15 protein-coding genes are annotated in these 20,474 nt (G+C 36.1%); 5 read left to right on the top strand and 10 right to left on the bottom strand.

Translation table 11 applies throughout. The features are described 5' to 3' along the window. Positions 1–312: 312 nt before the first annotated feature. Entirely contained in the window at positions 313–1,083 is a 771-nt protein-coding gene (locus ACZ11_RS19935) for a Cof-type HAD-IIB family hydrolase (protein ID WP_049668277.1), read from the bottom strand. A 447-nt stretch (positions 1,084–1,530) separates the two neighbouring features. Here ACZ11_RS19935 and ACZ11_RS19930 point away from each other — a divergent pair, with 447 nt between their 5' ends. After that, a complete protein-coding gene (locus ACZ11_RS19930; protein WP_049668276.1) occupies positions 1,531–1,740 on the top strand; it encodes a DNA-dependent RNA polymerase subunit epsilon in 210 nt (69 codons plus the stop codon). Between the two features lie 5 nt (positions 1,741–1,745). Further along, positions 1,746–3,413, top strand: a complete 1,668-nt coding sequence (gene rnjA, locus ACZ11_RS19925) for a ribonuclease J1 (RefSeq protein ID WP_049668275.1) — start codon at positions 1,746–1,748, stop codon at positions 3,411–3,413. Positions 3,414–3,796: 383 nt separating this feature from the next. On the opposite strand, the gene ACZ11_RS19920 is transcribed toward rnjA, so the two are convergent. Then, positions 3,797–4,630, bottom strand: a complete 834-nt coding sequence (locus tag ACZ11_RS19920; RefSeq protein WP_049668274.1) for a TetR/AcrR family transcriptional regulator — start codon at positions 4,628–4,630, stop codon at positions 3,797–3,799. 99 nt (positions 4,631–4,729) lie between these two features. On the opposite strand from ACZ11_RS19920, the gene ACZ11_RS19915 reads away from it, so the two are divergent. After that, positions 4,730–7,819 carry an efflux RND transporter permease subunit gene (locus tag ACZ11_RS19915; protein WP_049668273.1) on the top strand — a complete coding sequence of 1,030 codons (3,090 nt, stop codon included), beginning with the start codon at positions 4,730–4,732 and terminating at the stop codon, positions 7,817–7,819. Between the two features lie 333 nt (positions 7,820–8,152). Further along, complete coding sequence (locus tag ACZ11_RS19910; RefSeq protein ID WP_049663941.1) at positions 8,153–9,613, top strand: IS1182 family transposase; 1,461 nt, start codon at positions 8,153–8,155, stop codon at positions 9,611–9,613. A gap of 254 nt (positions 9,614–9,867) precedes the next feature. Here ACZ11_RS19910 and ACZ11_RS19905 read toward each other — a convergent pair whose 3' ends face one another. The 8 genes from ACZ11_RS19905 to ACZ11_RS19875 all read right to left on the bottom strand — a co-directional run bounded on the left by ACZ11_RS19905 (position 9,868) and on the right by ACZ11_RS19875 (position 18,675). Further along, positions 9,868–10,116, bottom strand: a complete 249-nt coding sequence (locus tag ACZ11_RS19905) for an LD-carboxypeptidase (RefSeq protein WP_049668739.1) — start codon at positions 10,114–10,116, stop codon at positions 9,868–9,870. A gap of 18 nt (positions 10,117–10,134) precedes the next feature. After that, a complete protein-coding gene (locus ACZ11_RS19900; protein WP_049668272.1) occupies positions 10,135–10,632 on the bottom strand; it encodes a GNAT family N-acetyltransferase in 498 nt (165 codons plus the stop codon). A 324-nt stretch (positions 10,633–10,956) separates the two neighbouring features. Next, entirely contained in the window at positions 10,957–11,124 is a 168-nt protein-coding gene (locus tag ACZ11_RS25370) for a hypothetical protein (RefSeq protein ID WP_236690911.1), read from the bottom strand. A gap of 55 nt (positions 11,125–11,179) precedes the next feature. Continuing rightward, positions 11,180–11,974 (bottom strand): alpha/beta fold hydrolase, encoded by a 795-nt coding sequence (locus tag ACZ11_RS19895; protein ID WP_049668271.1) that lies wholly within the window; start codon positions 11,972–11,974, stop codon positions 11,180–11,182. Between the two features lie 432 nt (positions 11,975–12,406). After that, positions 12,407–14,929, bottom strand: a complete 2,523-nt coding sequence (gene mprF / locus ACZ11_RS19890) for a bifunctional lysylphosphatidylglycerol flippase/synthetase MprF (protein WP_049668270.1) — start codon at positions 14,927–14,929, stop codon at positions 12,407–12,409. A gap of 810 nt (positions 14,930–15,739) precedes the next feature. Further along, positions 15,740–16,165: a hypothetical protein gene (locus tag ACZ11_RS19885; RefSeq protein ID WP_049668269.1), complete on the bottom strand. Its 426-nt coding sequence runs from the start codon at positions 16,163–16,165 to the stop codon at positions 15,740–15,742. A gap of 203 nt (positions 16,166–16,368) precedes the next feature. Beyond that, positions 16,369–17,073, bottom strand: a complete 705-nt coding sequence (locus ACZ11_RS19880) for a response regulator (RefSeq protein WP_049668268.1) — start codon at positions 17,071–17,073, stop codon at positions 16,369–16,371. Next, positions 17,074–18,675: an ATP-binding protein gene (locus ACZ11_RS19875; RefSeq protein ID WP_049668267.1), complete on the bottom strand. Its 1,602-nt coding sequence runs from the start codon at positions 18,673–18,675 to the stop codon at positions 17,074–17,076. A 431-nt stretch (positions 18,676–19,106) separates the two neighbouring features. Between ACZ11_RS19875 and ACZ11_RS19870 the strand changes: the two genes are divergently transcribed. Beyond that, entirely contained in the window at positions 19,107–20,369 is a 1,263-nt protein-coding gene (locus tag ACZ11_RS19870) for a dicarboxylate/amino acid:cation symporter (protein WP_049668266.1), read from the top strand. The last annotated feature ends 105 nt before the right edge of the window (positions 20,370–20,474 follow it).

The following is a 20,474-nucleotide window of genomic DNA, read 5'->3' as shown; positions in this document are numbered from 1 at the left end:
CGGTTTTGTGCCTAGGCCTGCAAGTGTTTTTTGTGCGAAAGCGGAGTGCAAAGTAGCGTCAGCAACACGGTTTTGTCTGGGCGAAAGCGAAGCGGCAACAGCACGATGCAGATCAGTTAGCCGTTATCGCATGAATGCGATGATTTTAGGCTAACACCCTTTATGAATTCCTTTCCGATTACGTGACATCTGCCGGAGACTTAACTTATTTCAACGGATGTCTTTTGTACCGAAAGCGTAGCGACAGATACAGATGTTTTTTGCGCGAAAGCGTAGCGTCAGCAGCAGATGTTTGGACCCAGCTGAAATAAGTTAAATAATATTTAATTGGCGCATGATTTTAGCAAGACCGTCCTCATCTACATGCTCTGCTATATGAGTAGCAACAGCCTTTACTCTTTCATGTCCATTCCCCATCGCAACACCAGTCCCAACAGCCTGCAGCATTTCAATATCATTGATACCATCCCCAAAAGCAATGGCATCATTTAATGTCAGCCCCATTTTCTCAAGGACCTTTTCAATACCCGCAGCCTTTGAGCCTCCCTTTGGTAAAACATCACAAGAATAGCGATGCCAGCGTACAAACTGCACGTTCGGGAATGCTTCACGATATAAATGTTCATCTTTCTCTTCCATAAAAATAAGTGTTTGATATACTTCGTTCTGCATATAATAAGTTGAATCTATATTTGGATATGGGTATTTTAATGTATTTAAACTTTCTGAGATCATTTCGTTATTTCCAACAGATGCTATCATTCGCTGGGCGTCTAAAAATACAACAGGTTCATGTCGCGCATTACCAAAGGCAATGATTTTGGATAGCTCGTCTTTCTCAACACCATTTGTATAGACAATCTCACCACGATAAACAACATATTGCCCATTAAATGTCACATACGTATTAATATCTAGCTCTTCTAGTAAGGATTGAATCATGAAAGGTGCACGTCCAGTTGCAATCGCTATCTCATATCCATTACGACGAGCCTCCAAAAGCGCTTCTTTCGCAGAAGCAGGTAATATTTTCTCACTATTATAAAGTGTACCATCTACATCAAAAAATAATATTTCCTTCATCATATAGTCCCCTTCATTATGTATTATTTCGCAAGGTTAATGACTTTACAGAGGCAATACTTTTCATTACAATGATCCTAAGGAGTGATGTGCCATGCTGAAGAAACTCAAACGTAAATTGTTGAAGCAACTTCGCGGCATACTCGGAAAAAAATCAATTGCCTAACATTTGCCCTTCATTATTTGAAGGGCTTTTCTTTATTTTAGAGTAACTGCGTGATAATATAAAGGAAATGCATTTATTTGGCTATGCGCAACCACTGTCTCATTGCTTATTTCAATTACATCTTATTGTAATTACGTCTGGATTGTAACACTGAGATACAAGAACTTCAAACGCCCAATTTCTTCCTTTGTATACTAGAAATTGCTGTTTTTTCTTGTAGTACGTGTGTGGTATTAGTCAAAGGTGCAAGAAAATTGTACGCAATAAAAGGAGAGCAAACTATGATTTACAAAGTTTATTATCAAGAAAAAGCAAATGAAATTCCAGTTCGCGAAAACACTAAAAGTCTGTACCTTGAAGCTGCTTCAGAACGCGAAGTACGTGAAAAGCTAAAAGACCGTAACTACAACATCGAGTTCGTTCAACTGCTTGAAGGTAACTATTTATCCTACGAACAAGCAAGTCCGAACTTCATCTTGGAGGAAATTTAACAAACATGAAGTTTGTTAAAAATGACCAAGCAGCTGTTTTCGCGCTCGGCGGACTGGGCGAAATCGGCAAAAACACTTACGGCGTTCAATTTCAAGATGAAATCATTTTAATTGATGCCGGTATTAAATTCCCAGAGGACGACTTACTCGGCATTGACTACGTTATTCCGGATTATACGTATTTAGTACGCAACGTCGACAAAATTAAAGGATTATTTATTACACATGGACACGAAGACCATATTGGTGGTATTCCCTACTTATTACGTCAAGTAAATGTCCCTGTCTACGGCGGTAAGCTTGCACTTGGTTTATTACGCAATAAGTTAGACGAGCACGGCTTACTACGTACAACAAAGCTTATTGAAATTAAAGAAGAGGATGTTATTAAGTTTAGAAAAACATCTGTTAGCTTCTTTAGAACAACACATAGTATTCCAGATGCTTACGGAATCGTTGTAAAAACACCACCTGGTAACATCGTGCATACAGGTGACTTTAAATTTGACTTTACACCTGTAGGCGAGCCAGCCAACTTAACAAAGATGGCTGAAATCGGCCGTGATGGAGTACTGTGCTTACTTTCAGATAGTACGAATGCAGAAAAGCCAAACTTCACAATGTCAGAGCGTACAGTTGGAAAAAGTATTGATGAAATTTTCCGTAAGGTGGATAGTCGTATTATTTTTGCAACTTTCGCATCTAATATTCACCGTTTACAACAAGCAACTGATGCTGCAGTAAAATACGGAAGAAAAATTGCCGTCTTCGGACGTTCAATGGATAATGCCATTACAATTGGTCGTGAACTAGGTTATATTAATGCACCAAAGGATACATTTATTGATGCCCAAAGCATTAATCGTCTTCCAGCCAACGAAGTAATGATTTTATGTACAGGCTCTCAAGGTGAACCGATGGCAGCCCTTTCTCGTATTGCCAATGGTACACATCGTCAAATCCAAATCCAGCCTGGTGACACAGTTATCTTCTCTTCTTCGCCAGTACCAGGAAATACAGTAAGTGTAAACAAGATCATCAACTTACTTTTCCGTGCAGGGGCTGAAGTTATACATGGTGCACTAAATAATATCCATACTTCTGGTCACGGTTCTCAGGAAGAACAAAAATTAATGCTACGCTTGATGAAGCCTAAATTCTTTATGCCGATTCACGGTGAATTCCGTATGTTGAAAATGCATACTCATCTAGCAGAAGATTGTGATGTTCCGCTTGAAAATACATTCGTTATGGAGAATGGTGACGTGCTAGCATTAAGTGCCAACGAAGCACATGTAGCAGGTCGTATTCCTTCAGGAGACGTTTATATTGACGGTAATGGTATTGGAGATATCGGCAATATCGTATTACGCGATCGACGCATTCTTTCTGAAGAAGGTTTAGTGATTGTTGTTGTAAGCGCGGATATGGAAAACCAAAAAATTGTTTCCGGTCCAGACATTATTTCACGAGGCTTTGTTTATATGCGTGAGTCAGGTACGATGATTAATGAAGCACAAAAAATGCTAAACCGTCACCTGAACGAGACAATTCAAGGCAAAACTCCTCAATGGACTGAGCTGAAAAATGAAATTACTGACGTTTTAGGACCATATTTATTCGAAAAAACAAAACGTCGCCCTATGATTTTACCAATCATTATGGAGGTTTAACCTCATTACAAAAGACTACGCAAAATTGCGTAGTTTTTTTATTTTCATTTTTTCGAAACCTCTTTGTTCTTTTTTTCGTATATAGTATAACGACTCTAAAATCCTTTTAACGACAATAAGATTCGAAAGTAAATTAGAGTAGTTCAAGAAATAGCTACTTAAATGGAATCATTTCCCTATTAAGTACTATTAGAAACTCTTCAATCCCTTCTAATCACCTAGACTAATACATAATTGCCGCTAACACTTCAATTTTTCGCACAACATTCTTTAACCTTAACCAATTTCGCAGTGTCATAATTTTAGCTTTCGCACAGAAATTACTGAATGAAAATAAAAATAGGATCGCTCACCCGTTAAAGTGTGCAATCCTATCCATATGTCTATATATTAAAGTATTTACCTATTTTATAAGCCACCCAACGATAATCTGGCTGCAAGCGTATGTTTTCAATTAAACCTTTTAAAATCGCTTTACTATAGGTTGGATTTTCGACTTGAAATTTTAATAATTCAAGTGACTCACATTCTATCGAGTCTTCTAAGCCATCTAGATGTTGTTCGATCAATTCTAGCAAAGATTCCTGTGAAACTTCTTCATCAAAAGGTTCTGCCGTTAATTGAACAAGCTCTTCGGTAATAAAAGGTATCGTCGTATGCCTTGCAATAATTTCCGTCTTTTCAGCTAGAGATTTCGCCAATTGATCTAAATCGAGTGGTATATCGGAAAAAATAAAAAGTTCCGAATAACTTTTCATAAATCCTTTAATGCAATACATAACATCGTATTTTGTGTCATGAAGTTCATCCTGATATAGCTGCTCAAGCATATAGATGATCGACTTAGACATCTCGACATCATAGGCAATTATTTTCTGAAACAATTCTTTTTTTGTAAGAAGTACTTTCTCATTAAAAAACACACGGGCAGATGCAGCATGATTTTTAAATGCTTGAAAAATACTTTTGTAAAATTCAACCAAAATGATATCTTTACTAAGTGAACTTCTGACTACTTGGTCAACGTCAGTGACAAACTGTTGTAGATAATACTCTACCATAGAAATTAGAAGCTCGTCTTTTGTTTTGAAAGATAAATAAAATGCACCTTTTGATATTCCACATCGTTCTGTAATTTGCTGTACAGATGTAGCTTCGAAGCCTTGTTCCGAGAATAGCTCCAACGCTTTTTCCATAATAAGTTGCTTTTTTAACATACTTTTAATTCTCTCCTAATGTATTTCATTGACAAATGACCGATTAGTCATTAGTATAAATAACGAAATCTAGTTAGTCAATAAAGGGTAGGTGTGAAGGTGAAAGGTTTAGTTAATTTCGTATTGAAAAACAAATTGGCAGTGTGGTTATTAACAATTATCATCACTGTCTCTGGTATTTATTCAGGTACAAAAATGAAAATGGAATCCATACCTGACATTTCTATACCATATTTAATTGTAATGGGTGTTTATCCTGGTGCAACACCTGAACAGGTTATGAATGAGCTTTCCATACCATTTGAAAAGTCAATTGAAAGCTTAGAAGATGTAAAAGCGGTTTACTCATCATCCTCTTCAAACGTAGCACAAGTTCAAGTGGAATATGACTATGGAATTGATATGGATGAGAAAAAACGCCAATTAGAGTCCGCTTTAGAAGGTATGAAATTACCTGAAGGTGCTCAAAAACCGACAGTTATGGCAATTAGCATGAATATGATGCCTGTTGTCGCTTTATCGGTTAGTAGCTCTAAGGAAGATATTGTTGGATTAACTTCAACAGTAGAAAACATTCTACTTCCTAAAATCGAAAAAATTGATGGCGTTGCTTCAGCAACTATCAATGGTCAGCACATTAATGAAGTATCATTTAAATATGATAAAGCAAAAATGGCTGAACTTGGCTTAACAGAAGATTCTGTCAAGCAAATGATCCAAGCAAGTGATATGTCACTTTCACTTGGTTTATATCAATTCACTGTAGGTGAACAGGCCGTTTCAGTAGATGGTAAAGTTAAATCTATCGATGAATTAAAAGATTTAATGATCCCTGTTACACCTTCAGCTACAAATCCTTCACCATTCGTTCGCTTAGGCGATATTGCAAAGATCGAAGTCGAAGGTAAAGTACAATCCGTATCACGTACAAACGGCAAAGATGCGATTGCGATTCAAATCGTTAAAGCTCAAGATGCAAATACGGTAACAGTCGTAAATGCAGTGAAGGATTTAATGAAAGACGAAGAAAAATCATTAGACGGCCTAAAAGTGGATATCACACTTGACCAAGGTAAACCGATTGAAGATTCAGTCTTCACAATGATTGAAAAAGCAGTATTCGGTGGAGCAATTGCCGTATTAATTATTTTACTATTTTTACGTGATTTCAAATCAACAATTATTTCGATTATTTCTATCCCAGTTTCAGTATTCATGGCATTACTACTATTAAACTGGATGGATATCACATTAAATATTATGACTCTCGGCGCGATAACCGTGGCGATTGGTCGTGTAATCGATGACTCCATTGTAGTTGTTGAAAATATTTATCGACGTATCCATTTAAAAGATGAAAAACTAACAGGTCGCGCTCTTATTCGTGAAGCGACAATTGAAATGTTCAAACCAATCCTTTCTTCTACATTAGTAACTATAGCAGTATTTGCTCCACTAATGTTTGTAGGCGGTATGGTTGGTGAATTATTCATGCCATTTGCGTTAACAATGTCGTTTGCGCTAGGTGCTTCATTAATAGTGGCGATTACAATTGTTCCAGCTTTATCTCACTTCCTATTCCGTAAAAAAATATATGGTGAGAAAAAAGAAAGTCAACATAAAGAAGTTGGTAAACTAGCTCTTTGGTATAAAGGTGTATTAGCGAAAGCATTAAATCATAAAATCATTACATCCGTTATAGCGATTGTATTGCTTGTTGGTTCTCTTGCTTTAACACCACTTATTGGTTTCAGTTTCATGGGCTCACAAGAAGATAAGGTTATGTACTTAACGTACACTCCTGGTACAGGCGAGCTAATGAAAGATACAGAAGCAAATGTTGCAAAAGTAGAAAAAGAATTAATGAAACGTGAAGATGTCAATATTTTACAAGTTTCAATCAATGACCCTAAACACGTTGATCCTTCAGCGATGATGATGGGTGGCGGTGCTGGTGGTGCCTTAATGTACCTCATCTTCGATCCAGATATGAAGGACTTCCCTGAAGCACGTAAAGAAGTTGAAGACTATGTAACTAACATTGGTCAATCAGGAGAATGGAAATCTCAAAACTTCTCATCAATGTCGTCGTCTTCAAATGAAGTAAGTTACACATTATATAGTGAAGATCTAGATAAGCTTCGCAAAGCAGTGAAACAAGTAGAAGGCGCATTAAAAGAAGTTGATGGTTTAGAAGAAATTAAGTCTGATAATGAAGATCCATTTGTTGAGCATGTCCTAAAAGTAGAGCAAAAGAATGTTCTTCAATACGGATTAACTACTGCTCAAATTGTAATGGCTTTAAATCAAAATACATCATCAGAAGTTCTAACTAAAGTTCAGTATGATGGTGAAGATATTGATGTTATTGTACAACATGAAGAAAAAGCTGCAGCTAAATCTCTTGATGATGTATTAGCTACTAAAATCCAAACAGCTTTAGGCACAACAATGACAATCGGTGAGTTAGTAAAAGTAGAAGAAGGTACTACATTAAACTCATTATCTCGCTCAAAAGGTGAATATTTCGCAAAAGTTTCTGGTACGATTATCGGTGACGATATTTCAAAAGCAACTTCAGCTGCTGATAAAAAAATCGATAAATTAGATTTACCTAAAGGTGTAACGACTGGCGTTGGAGGCGTTGCTGCAGACATGCAAGAAACGTTCACACAGCTCGGAATTGCTATGTTAGCTGCGATTGCGATTGTTTACTTCATCCTAGTAGTAACATTCGGTGAAGGTTCAGCACCATTCGCTATTCTGTTCTCCCTACCATTCGCAGTAATCGGTGCATTTGTCGGCTTGTACGTCACAAATCAAACAATCTCTGTTTCTGTTATGATGGGACTATTAATGCTGATAGGTATCGTTGTAACGAACGCCATCGTATTAGTAGACCGCATTATCCACATGGAACGTGACGGACTTGTTATGCGCGAGGCCATTTTAGAGGCTGGTGCAACTCGTTTACGTCCAATCCTAATGACTGCCATAGCAACAATCGGTGCGATGATTCCAATGGCACTTGGTAATGGTGGCAGTGGTCTAATTTCAAAAGACTTAGCAATTACAGTAATCGGTGGTCTACTATCTTCAACTTTATTAACATTAGTAGTTGTACCAATCGTTTATGAAATGCTATCTAAAATGTTAAAGAAAAACCGAAAAGACGTTAAAGATAATTAATAAATACAAGTAAAAAGGGCTCTCCATTAAAGGAGGTCACTGAAAAAGTCCATATCTTCTTACATTGCGAGGTATTCAACGATTAAATCGTTGAATACCTCGCTTTTTTCATTTGGCACTGTGACTCTACTGTTGTTTTCCGAAGCATTCCGCTCGCTTTCCGCGGGCGAGCGCCGAGCCTCCTCCTACGCTTCGCTTCGTGCGGGGTCTCGTCTGTCTCGCTTTCCCGCAGGAGTCAAGCGATGCTTCTCCAAACAACGCAATGTATCACACTATTATTTTAGTCTCGCTTTCCTTTATAATGAAAGAATTAATGTGCAGGTGGTGCCCCCGATGATTTCAAATCAAGAAACCCTTAATTTAAGTCCATATATGGCGATCTACGATATTGTTGTACCAAAAGATAATATACTTCGCCAAATCAATGAACTTGTTGATTTTTCATTCATTTTAGAAGAGTTAAAAACAAAATATTGTTTAGACAATGGACGTAATGCCATTCCTCCAATTCGCATGTTTAAGTACTTATTATTAAAAGCGATTTATGATGTATCAGACGTCGATCTTGTAGAGCGTTCAAAGTACGATATGTCATTCAAATATTTCTTGGATATGGCGCCAGAAGATCCAGTCATTGATTCAAGTTCGCTTACAAAATTTCGTCGGCTTCGTCTCCAAGACGTAAGCTTATTAGACATGCTCATTGGGAAAACAGTTGAGATCGCATTGGAGAAAAAAATCATCAACAGTCAAACGATTATTGTGGATGCCACACATACAAAAGCACGTTACAACCAAAAAACACCTAAAGAATTTTTACAAGAGAAATCAAAACACGCTCGAAAAGCTGTCTACAAAATTGACGAATCGATGAAAGACAAATTCCCCGCAAAGACCACTTCTAACGAAGTAAAGGATGAATTAGCTTACTGTAAGGAAGTTATTTCAGTCATTGAAAAGGAACCACAAATTGCACAAATGCCAGCTGTCAAGGAAAAGCTGAATGTTTTAAAAGAAGTCGCAGAAGATTTTCAAGAACATCTAAATTACTCTTCTGATGCGGATGCGCGAAAAGGGCATAAGACGTCGGAATCTTCTTTCTTCGAGTACAAGACACATATCGCGTTGAGTGATGAAAGTATTATTACAGCGGCTGTCATTACAACAGGTGAAAAAAACGATGGGAAATATCTTCAAGAGTTAATTGAAAAAAGCACACAAGCAGGTATGAAAATTAATACAGTTATTGGAGACGCAGCTTACTCTGAAAAGGCAAACATCGAATATACTAAAGAAGAGAAAATCGCACTTGTGGCAAAGTTGAACCCTATTCTTACACAAGGACCACGAAAAGAAGAAGACAAGTTTGAGTTTAATAAAGATGCTGGAATGTTTGTTTGTAAGGCCGGTCATCTCGCGACAAGAAAAGCACGTACTGGTAAAAAAGGAACGAGTATGAGTCAAAGTCAGACATATTATTTTGATATTGAAAAATGTAAAGTATGTCCAATGAGAGAGGACTGTTATAAAGAAGGCGCAAAAAGTAAAACGTATTCTGTCACAATTAAGTCGGATGCACATGCCGAACAAGAGGCATTTCAAAATACGGAAGCTTTTAAGCAATTAGCCGCAAATCGCTACAAAGTAGAAGCGAAGAATAGTGAATTAAAAAACGGACACGGGTACGATACGGCATCGACTGCGGGTCTATTTGGCATGAAAATTCAAGGTGCTACAACGATATTCGCCGTCAATTTGAAACGGATATTAAAGCTACTAAACGAAAATGAATAAGGAATAGAGACAGAAATAAGGCACTTCCTGTTCAAAACTGAACAAGAAGTGCCTTATTTTTATCTGAAAAAGGTTCGTTTTTATGAAAACGTAAGTTTTTCAGTGCCCTCCCATTGAAGGAGGCCCTTTTTTCTATGTATTGATATCATCACCTTAGCGTGAGTTGATTTCTGTTACGACTGAGTGACCAACTTCATGTTGGCCCAAAGCCTCCGGCGGATGTCACAGAATCGGAAAGGAGTTCTTAGGGGATGTTAGCCTAAAATCATCGCATCCACGTTTGGATCACGTAATAATTCATTCAATTCCTCTGCACGCTCTTTAGGAGTGCCAGAGCGATAGATATCAGCTTTGCCCGTCAGACTACCTTCAATTAGATTAATATTTTTTTGTTCAAGAAAAGCTTTTGCACGCTTATATCGAGAAGTCGCATTGACGGATGCGGGTGAAGATGGTGAAAAAATACCGATATTTATACTTCTAGCGTTTCTTCTAAAATTCATATACACACACCCTTTGTATTACAATAATTTCGCCATAAAATATTCATCAATGTACTCACCATCAACATATAAGGAATGTCTTTTAGTCCCCTCAATTTCAAACCCCTTTTTTTCATATAACGCTACGCCAGCAGTGTTGTTCGCCATTACTGTCAGCTCCAAGCGATGCACGCCCTTTTCTTTTGCCCAATCGTCTAGGTGACTAAATAATGCAGTACCAATCTTTCTTCCTCTAAAATCACTATGGATGCCAACGACAATATAGGCTCGATGCGAAACTCTAGATGGCATATTATTACCTTGTACAATTAAATAACCAACTACATTCTTTTCTATTTCAGCTATAAATAAAGCCGAATGACTGTTATTATTAATATTCTCAATAAATTTTGTAAATTGTTCAGTCTCTAACTTTCGTTCACCAGGCCCGAATAACATAAAATTAGACTCTTCCGCATTTTTTATGACAGCTATGACCTGTTCAGCATCTTCACCCATTGCCTCTCTTATTAACATTTTATTAACTCCCTTCTTTATCGATTATACCTCGGCATAATTCCGTGACATCCGCCGGAGGCTTTGGGCCAACAGATGTTTTTTGCGCGAAAGCGTAGTGCTAACGCAGCGGCAGCAGCACGAAGCTGGTCACTCAGTCGCGTGTTGTTGTTGCTGTCGCTTCGCTTTCGCACAGATAAATTGCCACAGGACGTGGCGTTCTTAAACTGAGTTCCTCTATTTCAGCGGATGTTTTTTGTACCGAAAGCGTAGCGACAGGTACAGATGTTTTTTGCGCGAAAGCGTAGCGTCAGCAGCAGATGTTTGGACACCCGCTGAAAGAAGTTAAAATTTAGTGACGTGTATCATCAAATCTTTCGTATTCATTTGAATTTCACCACCGATAGGAAACGTAAATATTGGCTGTTGTCCAAAATCAACATCATATAGTACCGGTATATTTCTTAAACTTGGATGCTTATCTAAAATAAAATGTAATTGCTCATCTGTCATATTTGAAGCTCTTTGGAAACCTCCTATCGGAATACCTCCCCTGCTTTAAAAAAGTTTAAATAAATCCATGCAAGATTGTCTTTCTAATCCGTTCAGCTATCTCATTTGGATTGGTGAGAGGTAAAAAATGATAGCTATTAGGAATAATCTCAACTTGTGCATTCGGTTGTCTTTCTTGAAATCTATCTAACTTCTTATGTAGCAAATTATCCGAATGTTCATCTGCCAATAGTAATAACACTGACAAAGGAATTTCATTTTCTATACAGTAATTATTTTTTTCAACTGCTTTTGACAAATCATTTAAAGCTTTTACATTGCTGTGATGGTAAAAGATATTATTTTTTTCAACAAAATTATGAAGGAAATAATTATGCAAATATTCTTTATTTTCGGCAGATAAGTCCCCCATATTCTTTACTTCTTCATGTATAGCCTCCTGTAAATCTTCTAATCGTTCAATGATAGGTAATTGTATTTCTGCTTTATCATCAGGATGATATTCGCCTATAAAATAATATCCACCGTCTAACAATGTTAATGATTTAACATAATCAGGATAGTTAGTATAAAAATTTTGAATGATCCATGCACCTATTGAATTTCCAAGAAAATGAGCTTTAGTAATTTTTAGATACTCCATAATTTCCTTTATCGTATTGTTATACGACCGAAATGAAAAATCATTATCTAGTTGACCATTATGGCCCGGTAAATCGATTGCTATAATATAGACTTCTGGTAAGATGCTGGCTAATGCTGCATACATTTCTTTACGTTCACCAAGCGCAGGTATCGCAATTATTACCTCTTTATTCTGAAATGCATTGTATTGTATATAATTTTTCAATGTACTATACCTCCCCCTAATTCACTTACAGTTTGAGCCTTTCTCCGCCTCGTAAAGGTTCTATATAAAAAATTTAGGTACTAATCACCACTTAACTCAAAACTAAAATTTTCTCTATTATTACAAAGCTTTAATGGAAAATCAAATGCGAAATTACATTTTTTTCATATTCTTTTGTTCATAATGTTTCAGGAGATGTTTGTTGTTTATCAGCGATTCCGGCCCTTTTATCAGCGATGTCCACTGTTCTTCCGACTTTCCAACTATAAAAACCCATAAAAAAAGATGCATCGCAAAGTATTTTTGCAATGCATCTTTTTTTGTATAGACTGTGCGACCAATGCGTTTAATTATGCTGGCAACACAGACTTCTTAAAATTATTATTTAACTTCCTTCACATCATTAAGCAAGCAGAGTGAGAACTTGGCTATCTATTTTCTCTTTTTACTAATTAATAAAGTGACTTGTGCCATTGTAAATGGCAATGAAGATTTCTTTCGATATGCTATATACTTTGGCTCCCAAAAATCTGCATATTTTAATTTAAAGTTTTTTAATCCTTTAAAATGATAGAAGTGCTGCCCATGTAAAAATATTTGTGCTGCAATTTTTTCACTTAAAAAGGAATACCTAGACTTTCCGACATTTGACAATGGCGACATGCCCATATTAAAAACACGGTAGCCTTCTGCTTTTGCCCATTCAAAAAGCGAGAGGAAAATGAAATCCATCGTTCCAGATGGTGCTCCCGGCTTAAAACGCATGAGATCTACTGAGACTCTTTCGCCATTATCGTACATTGGCATGACACTAGCAAAGCCAATTACTCCTTCTGTACCACGTAAAACGGCAATATTTGAAGTGTTTAAATAGTGTTCATTAAAAAAGCCAAGAGAAAAGCCTTTTTCTGCCCTTCCCTGCAACCATTTCGTTGATACTTCTTGCAATTCATTCATTAATTCCCGTGAGTAAGGAGGGTTTACTATTTCAACTGTAAAATTTTCTCGTTCAAATTTATTTTTTACAGCTCGACGTCCCTTCATTCCCTTACCAGCAAGTGAAAACTTATCTAAGTCTACAAAAGCTTCCTCGCCAAGCTTAAAAAAACTATACCCATGCTCATGTAACGGAGGAAAAATTTTATTATTAATTTCATAAAAGACTGGTGTATAGCCATGCCTATCCGCCATTTCCAAAAACTCCTGAATAGCAGATAAAAAATCAGATTCATTTCCCACTGGATCTCCTAGTACAACAGTCTTATCAGCATAGATTTGATAAGAAAATAAAACTGTACCTTCTATATTCCAATGTACAAATTTGTCATGTAAAAAAATCAAATGTGAATACTCCGTCCCTTTATAGGTCATCAAATGATTTTTAATTCTCTCTTCTTGCTCACTTGATAAAAGCTTTTCCATTTTCTTAGGTGCACGGATAAAATAACCTATATAAAAAATGACAATTGCTATTAGGATACCAATTACTGCACTATAAAATAAGTCTCGGTAATCGGTAATGATGTATTCCTGCAAAGCTGCAGGAATATGAAATTTGGCAGTAGGTAAGTTCACATAACCAATCAATATATACATTACTGTAATGATTGTCACTGCAGCAATGTCAAATAAAACTATTCCCCATGTTAAAACGTTACTCTCACGGTAAAATTGTTTTTTTGAGGCGACTAAAAGCACTGCGACAATCAGTAAAAAAATAGCTTCTTCATAGTCTAAGCCTTTAAAAATTGAAAATAGTGCAGAACTACTTAGCACAATAAGGCAAAGCTGATATGCCCTTTTTACTTTATATTTAATTCCCCTACATAACCCTAAAAGAATAAAGCCAGCTGCAACAGTCATTTGATGAGAGACATGCATGATTGGCGAAGATAAAAATTCCTGAGCTATTTTTAATCTACTTAAAATACCTGGCGCCGAAGCTGATAGCAATAATACAATGCCGGAGAGAAATACCAATATCGTTAATGACATGTGACTAAGCTTCTGAAAAATAACATTTGGTAAGTCGTCCCATGATTGATTCCAACGATTCCAATACTCTTTTACAAATAAAAGAGCAGAAACTAAAAAAGGAAGCACAAAGTATCCAACTCGGTACAAAATTAAAAGAAAAAGCACTTTTTCATCAGCGATTCCTAAACTTTGAGTCCCCCATAAAAAAACAAGGTCAAATGAACCAACTCCACCAGGGATCATACTGACAATGCCCGCACAAGAAGCAATTAAAAATATGGGAATTAAATTGGATAATTCTATTGGGATCTTCAAAATAAAAGTTAATATCCAGATAACTAAAAAGACTGCAACCCATTCAGTTACGGAAGTTGTTATCAGTTGAAAAGAGATCTTGGGATTTATAGAACCTGCTTTTTTATTGCGAATAATGAGCATAGCAATAAATATCGGAACATATAAGCTGACAAGAATAACTGCTATCTTTAACCATCTTACTTCTTTTAGCAATGGGAAGTCCCAAAAGAATAAATACATAATCCACGCTAACAGTGAAATCCCCGTTAAATAAAAGAGTGTTACAGAGGCTATGCTTTTTAACAAGTCTTCCTTATCCTCTTTATATTTCGAATAGAAATAATTACGCAGAAATACACCAACTAGACCACCAAAGCCAATAAGATTTGAGAAGGTATTCACAATAAATGAATGATTCAGCAAAATACGTTTATTTATTTTGATTCCTAATATTTTCACTAAAATAACATCATAAAAAATCATTGGTGTAATGGCACAGAAGGTGATAAAAAGAATAAATAAGAGCTCCCATAACTGCAATTCACTCACTTCTTTCCGAAGTAAATGAACATCTATCCCACTTATCGTTTGTAGAATTTCATAAATCGCTATTGCTAAAAGCGCTACTGGAAATAGAATTTTCAAAAATTTAAATAGCGACTCTTTTTGAACGTTGAACATATGTGTTAAACCTACTCCCCATTAGCTTTCTAAAATCCACTATATCTTTAATTTCCATAATAAATCCTCCGAAGAATAACATACCATTATTGTAACGGATTCTCTGCTATATGTATCGTCAAAGTAAATTACCTATCGGGATAAAGCACCTCTTACTGAGTCTATTTGCTGCATCCCAAACTCTAATCCATATTGGTGTGAAAGCAAATGATGCTTCTAATATCCCCTTAGTTTCTATGGTTGCCCTATAAAAGATGTATTAAACAGCGTTATAAGACACTCATTTCAGAATCCGTGACATCTGCCGGAGGCTTTGGGCCAAAATAAAGTTGGTCACTCAGTCATCTGTTGTTGCTGTCACTTCGCTTTCGCTACAAAAAACTTGTGCTGAAGAAACATTTCCTCTTGTTGGACGATCAAATCTCGTTGTTCAGGTAAAATTAAATTTTAATGATATTTATGCAAAGTTTTAAACATGCTGTAGCTGGTGATCCAATTGATAAACACTGTTAAATCAACGATGTATAAAATTCTGTATACACAATAACTCGTGATTCAATCAAAAAGGCAGTAACGACAAAAGTTTGCTCTTTGTCGTTACTACCTAATTCTTATGGCTATCTTAATTATGTTTTGGAGAAGCCTCTCCGCGTAGCCAAACGTTCTTGCACTAGGGCATTTCCAACAGCTTTGTCCGACTATTATTAAAAAGTTTAATGAAAAAGCTCTTTAAATAGATGGGTGTAGGCGTAGTTGGGCTTGAGATCATAAATGACCTCCTCCCTCTGTACAACAGCCTTTACTATCTATTTAACAACCTTCTTCTAAAATTTTTTTATTTTTTTTTGTAAAAATTATCTTCGCTATATAAAGAATGCCCGTTAACACTAGTAAAACAATAGACTGCATGACTGTGTTCATCATAATGTATATCGAATCTCCATCTACTTCACCGAGAGTCGTTTCTTTATTAGGGTCTATTATTAAAATATAGGAAATAATGAAGGACAACAATGAAGCTACATAAGCCCAAAGCACATGGCGCGAAAATTTAAGTTTGAATTTACTAAACCAAAGAATAATATTGATAGATGCAATAATTAAAGGGAAAATCGTAATGTCAAAAATAAATGTTTCAATGGTGTTACTTAGCATTAATAAATAAATGATTTGAATTAAACAAATAACGATAATATTTGTAGTAGCTACAATGAACCAATTTTTGTGTTTATACATTTCTTCACTCTTTTACTTTTTTTGTTTTCATACTACTTAAACGATATATAAAGGTTTTCTCCATTATTTATGCAGTATTTCTATCAGATTTTATACGCTTTTTGCTGTTTTACAAGGATGTATAAAAATTGCATACATCATTTCAGGCTTGTTCTTATAGAAGTGTTGTATTAATGGGCTTTATTATACTTCGATAACTTAAGCTAAATATAATATCGATGGATAGGACGTCCCACACTTCCATATTGTATATCCACCTTTAATAAACTTTGTTTTTCTAAAAAATCCAAGTAACGTCGAGCTGTTACACGGGCCGTTCCAATGAAGTTGGACACTTCTTCCGCTGATACTGCCTCGTTACTTTCTTGAATATAGGCAAGTACCTTGTCTAATGTCGCTCTGTTAAAACCCTTTGGTAGCTCGTCAATTATTATTGTCTCAGTGATTGGAGGAACAACTATTTGCTCAGGGATACGTTGCTGCATTAGATGATCCACATCATGCTGTGTTAAATCTTGCATACCACTTATTTTCTTTCTATAAGCTTGATAATTCTTTAAAGTTTGTTCAATTCTTTCAAACGTAAAAGGTTTCATAATATAATCATAGACACCTAGGTGTAATATTCTCTGCACAGTAGACATATCATTCGCAGCAGTTACGGCAATAACATCAACTGGAATATGTTCTTCACGAATTTTTCCTAGCGTAATAATGCCATCCTGCTCAGGCATAAAAATATCCATAAAGACAAGTTCAGGGTTTAATTGCTTAATCTTCTCTATCCCTTCTATCCCATTACCAGCATAGCCTATCATTGAAAATCCTTTGATTTGCTCAATAAATTGCCTGTTCACTTCTCGTACCATTGGATCATCTTCAATTAATAACACATTTATTACATCCATCTACTCTTCCCCTAACTCAAATAAAATTAAGAAGCTTGTCCCTTTCATAAATTCACTCACTACTTCAATGTCGCCATTACCTTTTCTTACAATTTCATGTATTAAATGCAAGCCGATGCCGCGATTCTCACTTGCCTTTGTAGAAAATCCATTTTCAAACATACGAGCTTGCACCCCTTCAGACATCCCTACTCCATTATCAGAAACAGCAATTGCTAGCACACCGTCATGCTCATCTACAGAAATCGCTACATATTTATCATTCTTTGAAAGAACATTTAGCGCTTCAAAGGCATTTTCAATTAAATTTCCTAACAATACGACAAAATCATGGTGGTCTAATAATGGTGGGAAGCGTTTAAAATGACTTTTCCGATCAATTTCTACTTGTATGCCTAATTCCTTGCCATAACTAACTTTACTTAGCAATAATCCTGAAATATTTTCATTATGAAAGCGTTCATTCAAAAACTTCGTTAAAGAAGCTTCATTTTCGGTAGTAGCAGTAACGTATTCAAGTGCTTGCTTTGTATGTCCCAATTGCAGAAGTCCTGCAATTGTATGAAGTTTATTTTTATGCTCATGTGTTTGTACGCGCAGTGCTTGAACAAAAGCTTTTACACCTGTTACCTCTTCCGCAAGCTTTTTCACTGCTGTTAAATCTTTAAACATAGCAACTGCTCCAACTAACTCACCATTCACAATAATTGGGACACGATTACTCAAAATACTATGATGATTGATGTAAAGCTCTTGATTGTATACTGGTGTTGCCGTTTCAACAATTTCAGGTAATCGTGTGTCAGGCAATACATCATAAATCTTTTCTCCGATACAATCCTCTATCTTTCTAGTAACCCCTAATATATCAGCTGCTTTTTCATTAAAAATTGTAATATTCATTCCTTTATCGACCGCTATAATGCCTTCATGCATAGCATTGAACGTTTCTGTTCTTTCCACATACATCTTGGCAATCTCATGAGGCTCAAGCCCAAACATCTGCTTTTTAATATGTCGGCCAAGTGTATATGCCCCCCAAATACTAAAAACAAGCGATATTAGAATGGTAATAAAAATTTCATGCTCATAATTTTGTAACATTTCTATAAATGTTGGCAATGAATACCCTACAATGACTATACCTACTTGTTCTTTTTTGTCATCAATAATAGGGACAAAAGCTCGAATCATTACACCCACTTCCCCTTGTGCCTTCGATACATAATAATGCTCACTAAAGGAAGCATTTAAATCCTGTGATTCACTACGCTTCCCTATTTCTTTACTGACTGGGTGAGATAGTTTAATACGATCCATATTCATTACAACAATATACTCTGCTTTATTAACAACACGAATTCCATCTACTATTTTATTAACATTTTTCGCCGCTTCTTTAATATTGTCATTTTTCAAATGCATACTGATTTCTGGCACATTTGATACAGTCCGCGCAACGAGCATAGCACGCTGACCGAACTCCTTTTCTTGCTCAGTTATGAGGTTTCCAAGTATAAAAATGCCACCAAGTAAAAAGGAGAATGCAATGATTAAAAATGTCACTATCAGGATTTTGCCGTTTACAGGCATTTTTATCATTTTAATTCCTCCCTTTCCAAATCTGCATTCACTATTAGAGAAGCTTACTGGGCAGATTTTACTCATGCTCAGAATGTCACTTCTATGATATGCTTTTAAGATTATCTTCAAAAAAATCTTTTGACAACACTTTTAGTTGACATAAGTAGGAGAAAGTCATGAACTTAATGAACAATATTACGAAAAATTGACATAAAACAAAATTTTCTTTCATTAATTATTTTTGTATTATAACAATATCGAATTGTTCACAGAGTATCATAACAGCTTGAGTTATTGAAAACACTACGTTTTATTTAAAATATGGATGAATGTACTTAATGAACGATATGTTTCTTATTTTCTAAATCTCTTTTTCCTAAAAGGATTCGCTATGATAATTCTAGTGAAAACGATATCAAAGAGAAAATTTAGAAAAGAGGTAGCATAAAGTGAAATTACTGAAAAATCTGACCGTTCAGGTTATAGCTGCGATCATTCTTGGGGTGATTGTTGGAGCTATCTTCCCTGAGTTTGGTGCAAGCCTTAAAATTCTGGCAGACTTATTCATTAAGCTAATTAAAATGTTAATTGCTCCTATTATCTTCTTAACAGTAGTAATCGGAATCGGTAGTATGGGAGATATGAAAAAGGTTGGAAAAATCGGAGGCAAGGCGTTACTGTATTTCGAAATTGTCTCTACCATTGCCTTAGCAATCGGTATTGCTGTTGCATTAATCGTTAGCCCTGGTTCAGGTTTAGATACATCAGGTGCTGCCGAAGCCGATATCTCAAAATATACAACTGCTGCAGCAGAGTCTGAGCAAGGCTTAGGTGCTTTCATCTCTAGCATTATTCCTGAAAACGTTGTAGGTGCACTTGCAACAGGACAATTACTTCCTGTGTTATTCTCAGCAATATTGTTCGGCCTAGCCGCTGCTTCTATTGGCGCACCTGCAAAACCAGTCATCACATTTTTTGAACAAGTGGCAGAAATTTTCTTCAAAATCGTAAGTATGGTGATGAAAATATCTCCAATAGGTGCTTTTGGTGCAATGGCCTATACGATTGGTAATTTTGGTTTGAAATCGTTAAGCAACTTAGGTCTATTAATGGCTGCAGTATACATTACGATGTTCTTATTCGTAGTCTTTGTTTTAGGAACGATCGCAAAATTCTTCGGCTTCAACATTTTTAAATTTATCGCTTATATAAAAGATGAGATTTTCTTAGTAATTGGTACTTCATCATCTGAATCTGCCTTACCATCTATGATGCGTAAATTAGAAAACTTTGGTTGCTCTAAACAAGTTGTTGGATTAGTAGTACCAACAGGTTATTCCTTCAATCTTGATGGAACGTCAATCTATCTATCAATGGCTGCATTATTTATTGCACAAGCATACGGAATGGACTTGACTTGGATTCAAATCATTACACTTCTTGGGATTTTAATGATTACATCTAAAGGAGCCGCTGGTGTAACAGGTTCTGGTTTTATCACATTAGCAGCAACACTTGCTGCTTTCCCAATGATTCCAGTCGAAGGGATTGCGCTATTAATTGGTGTTGACCGCTTCATGTCTGAGGCACGCGCCGTAACAAATTTAATTGGTAACGGTGTTGCTTGTGTAGTCATATCGAAATCTGAAAAAGAGTTTGATATAGAAATGCAAGAACGTGCACTTCAAGGAAAAAATACTATTGTGTCCTAAAATCAAATGCGCTAAATCGCTCGTTTACAGCCGACAAGCGCTGGAGAGCCTCAAAGCAAAAGTAAACGTTCCGCCACTTTTGCCCGAGGGATCGAAGCCGAGGAT

Source organism: Lysinibacillus xylanilyticus, from assembly GCF_001183605.1.
In the GTDB taxonomy this organism is placed as follows: domain Bacteria; phylum Bacillota; class Bacilli; order Bacillales_A; family Planococcaceae; genus Lysinibacillus; species Lysinibacillus xylanilyticus.
Note: the sequence above shows the minus strand (reverse complement) of the source record. Positions and strands in the feature narration are given on the sequence as shown.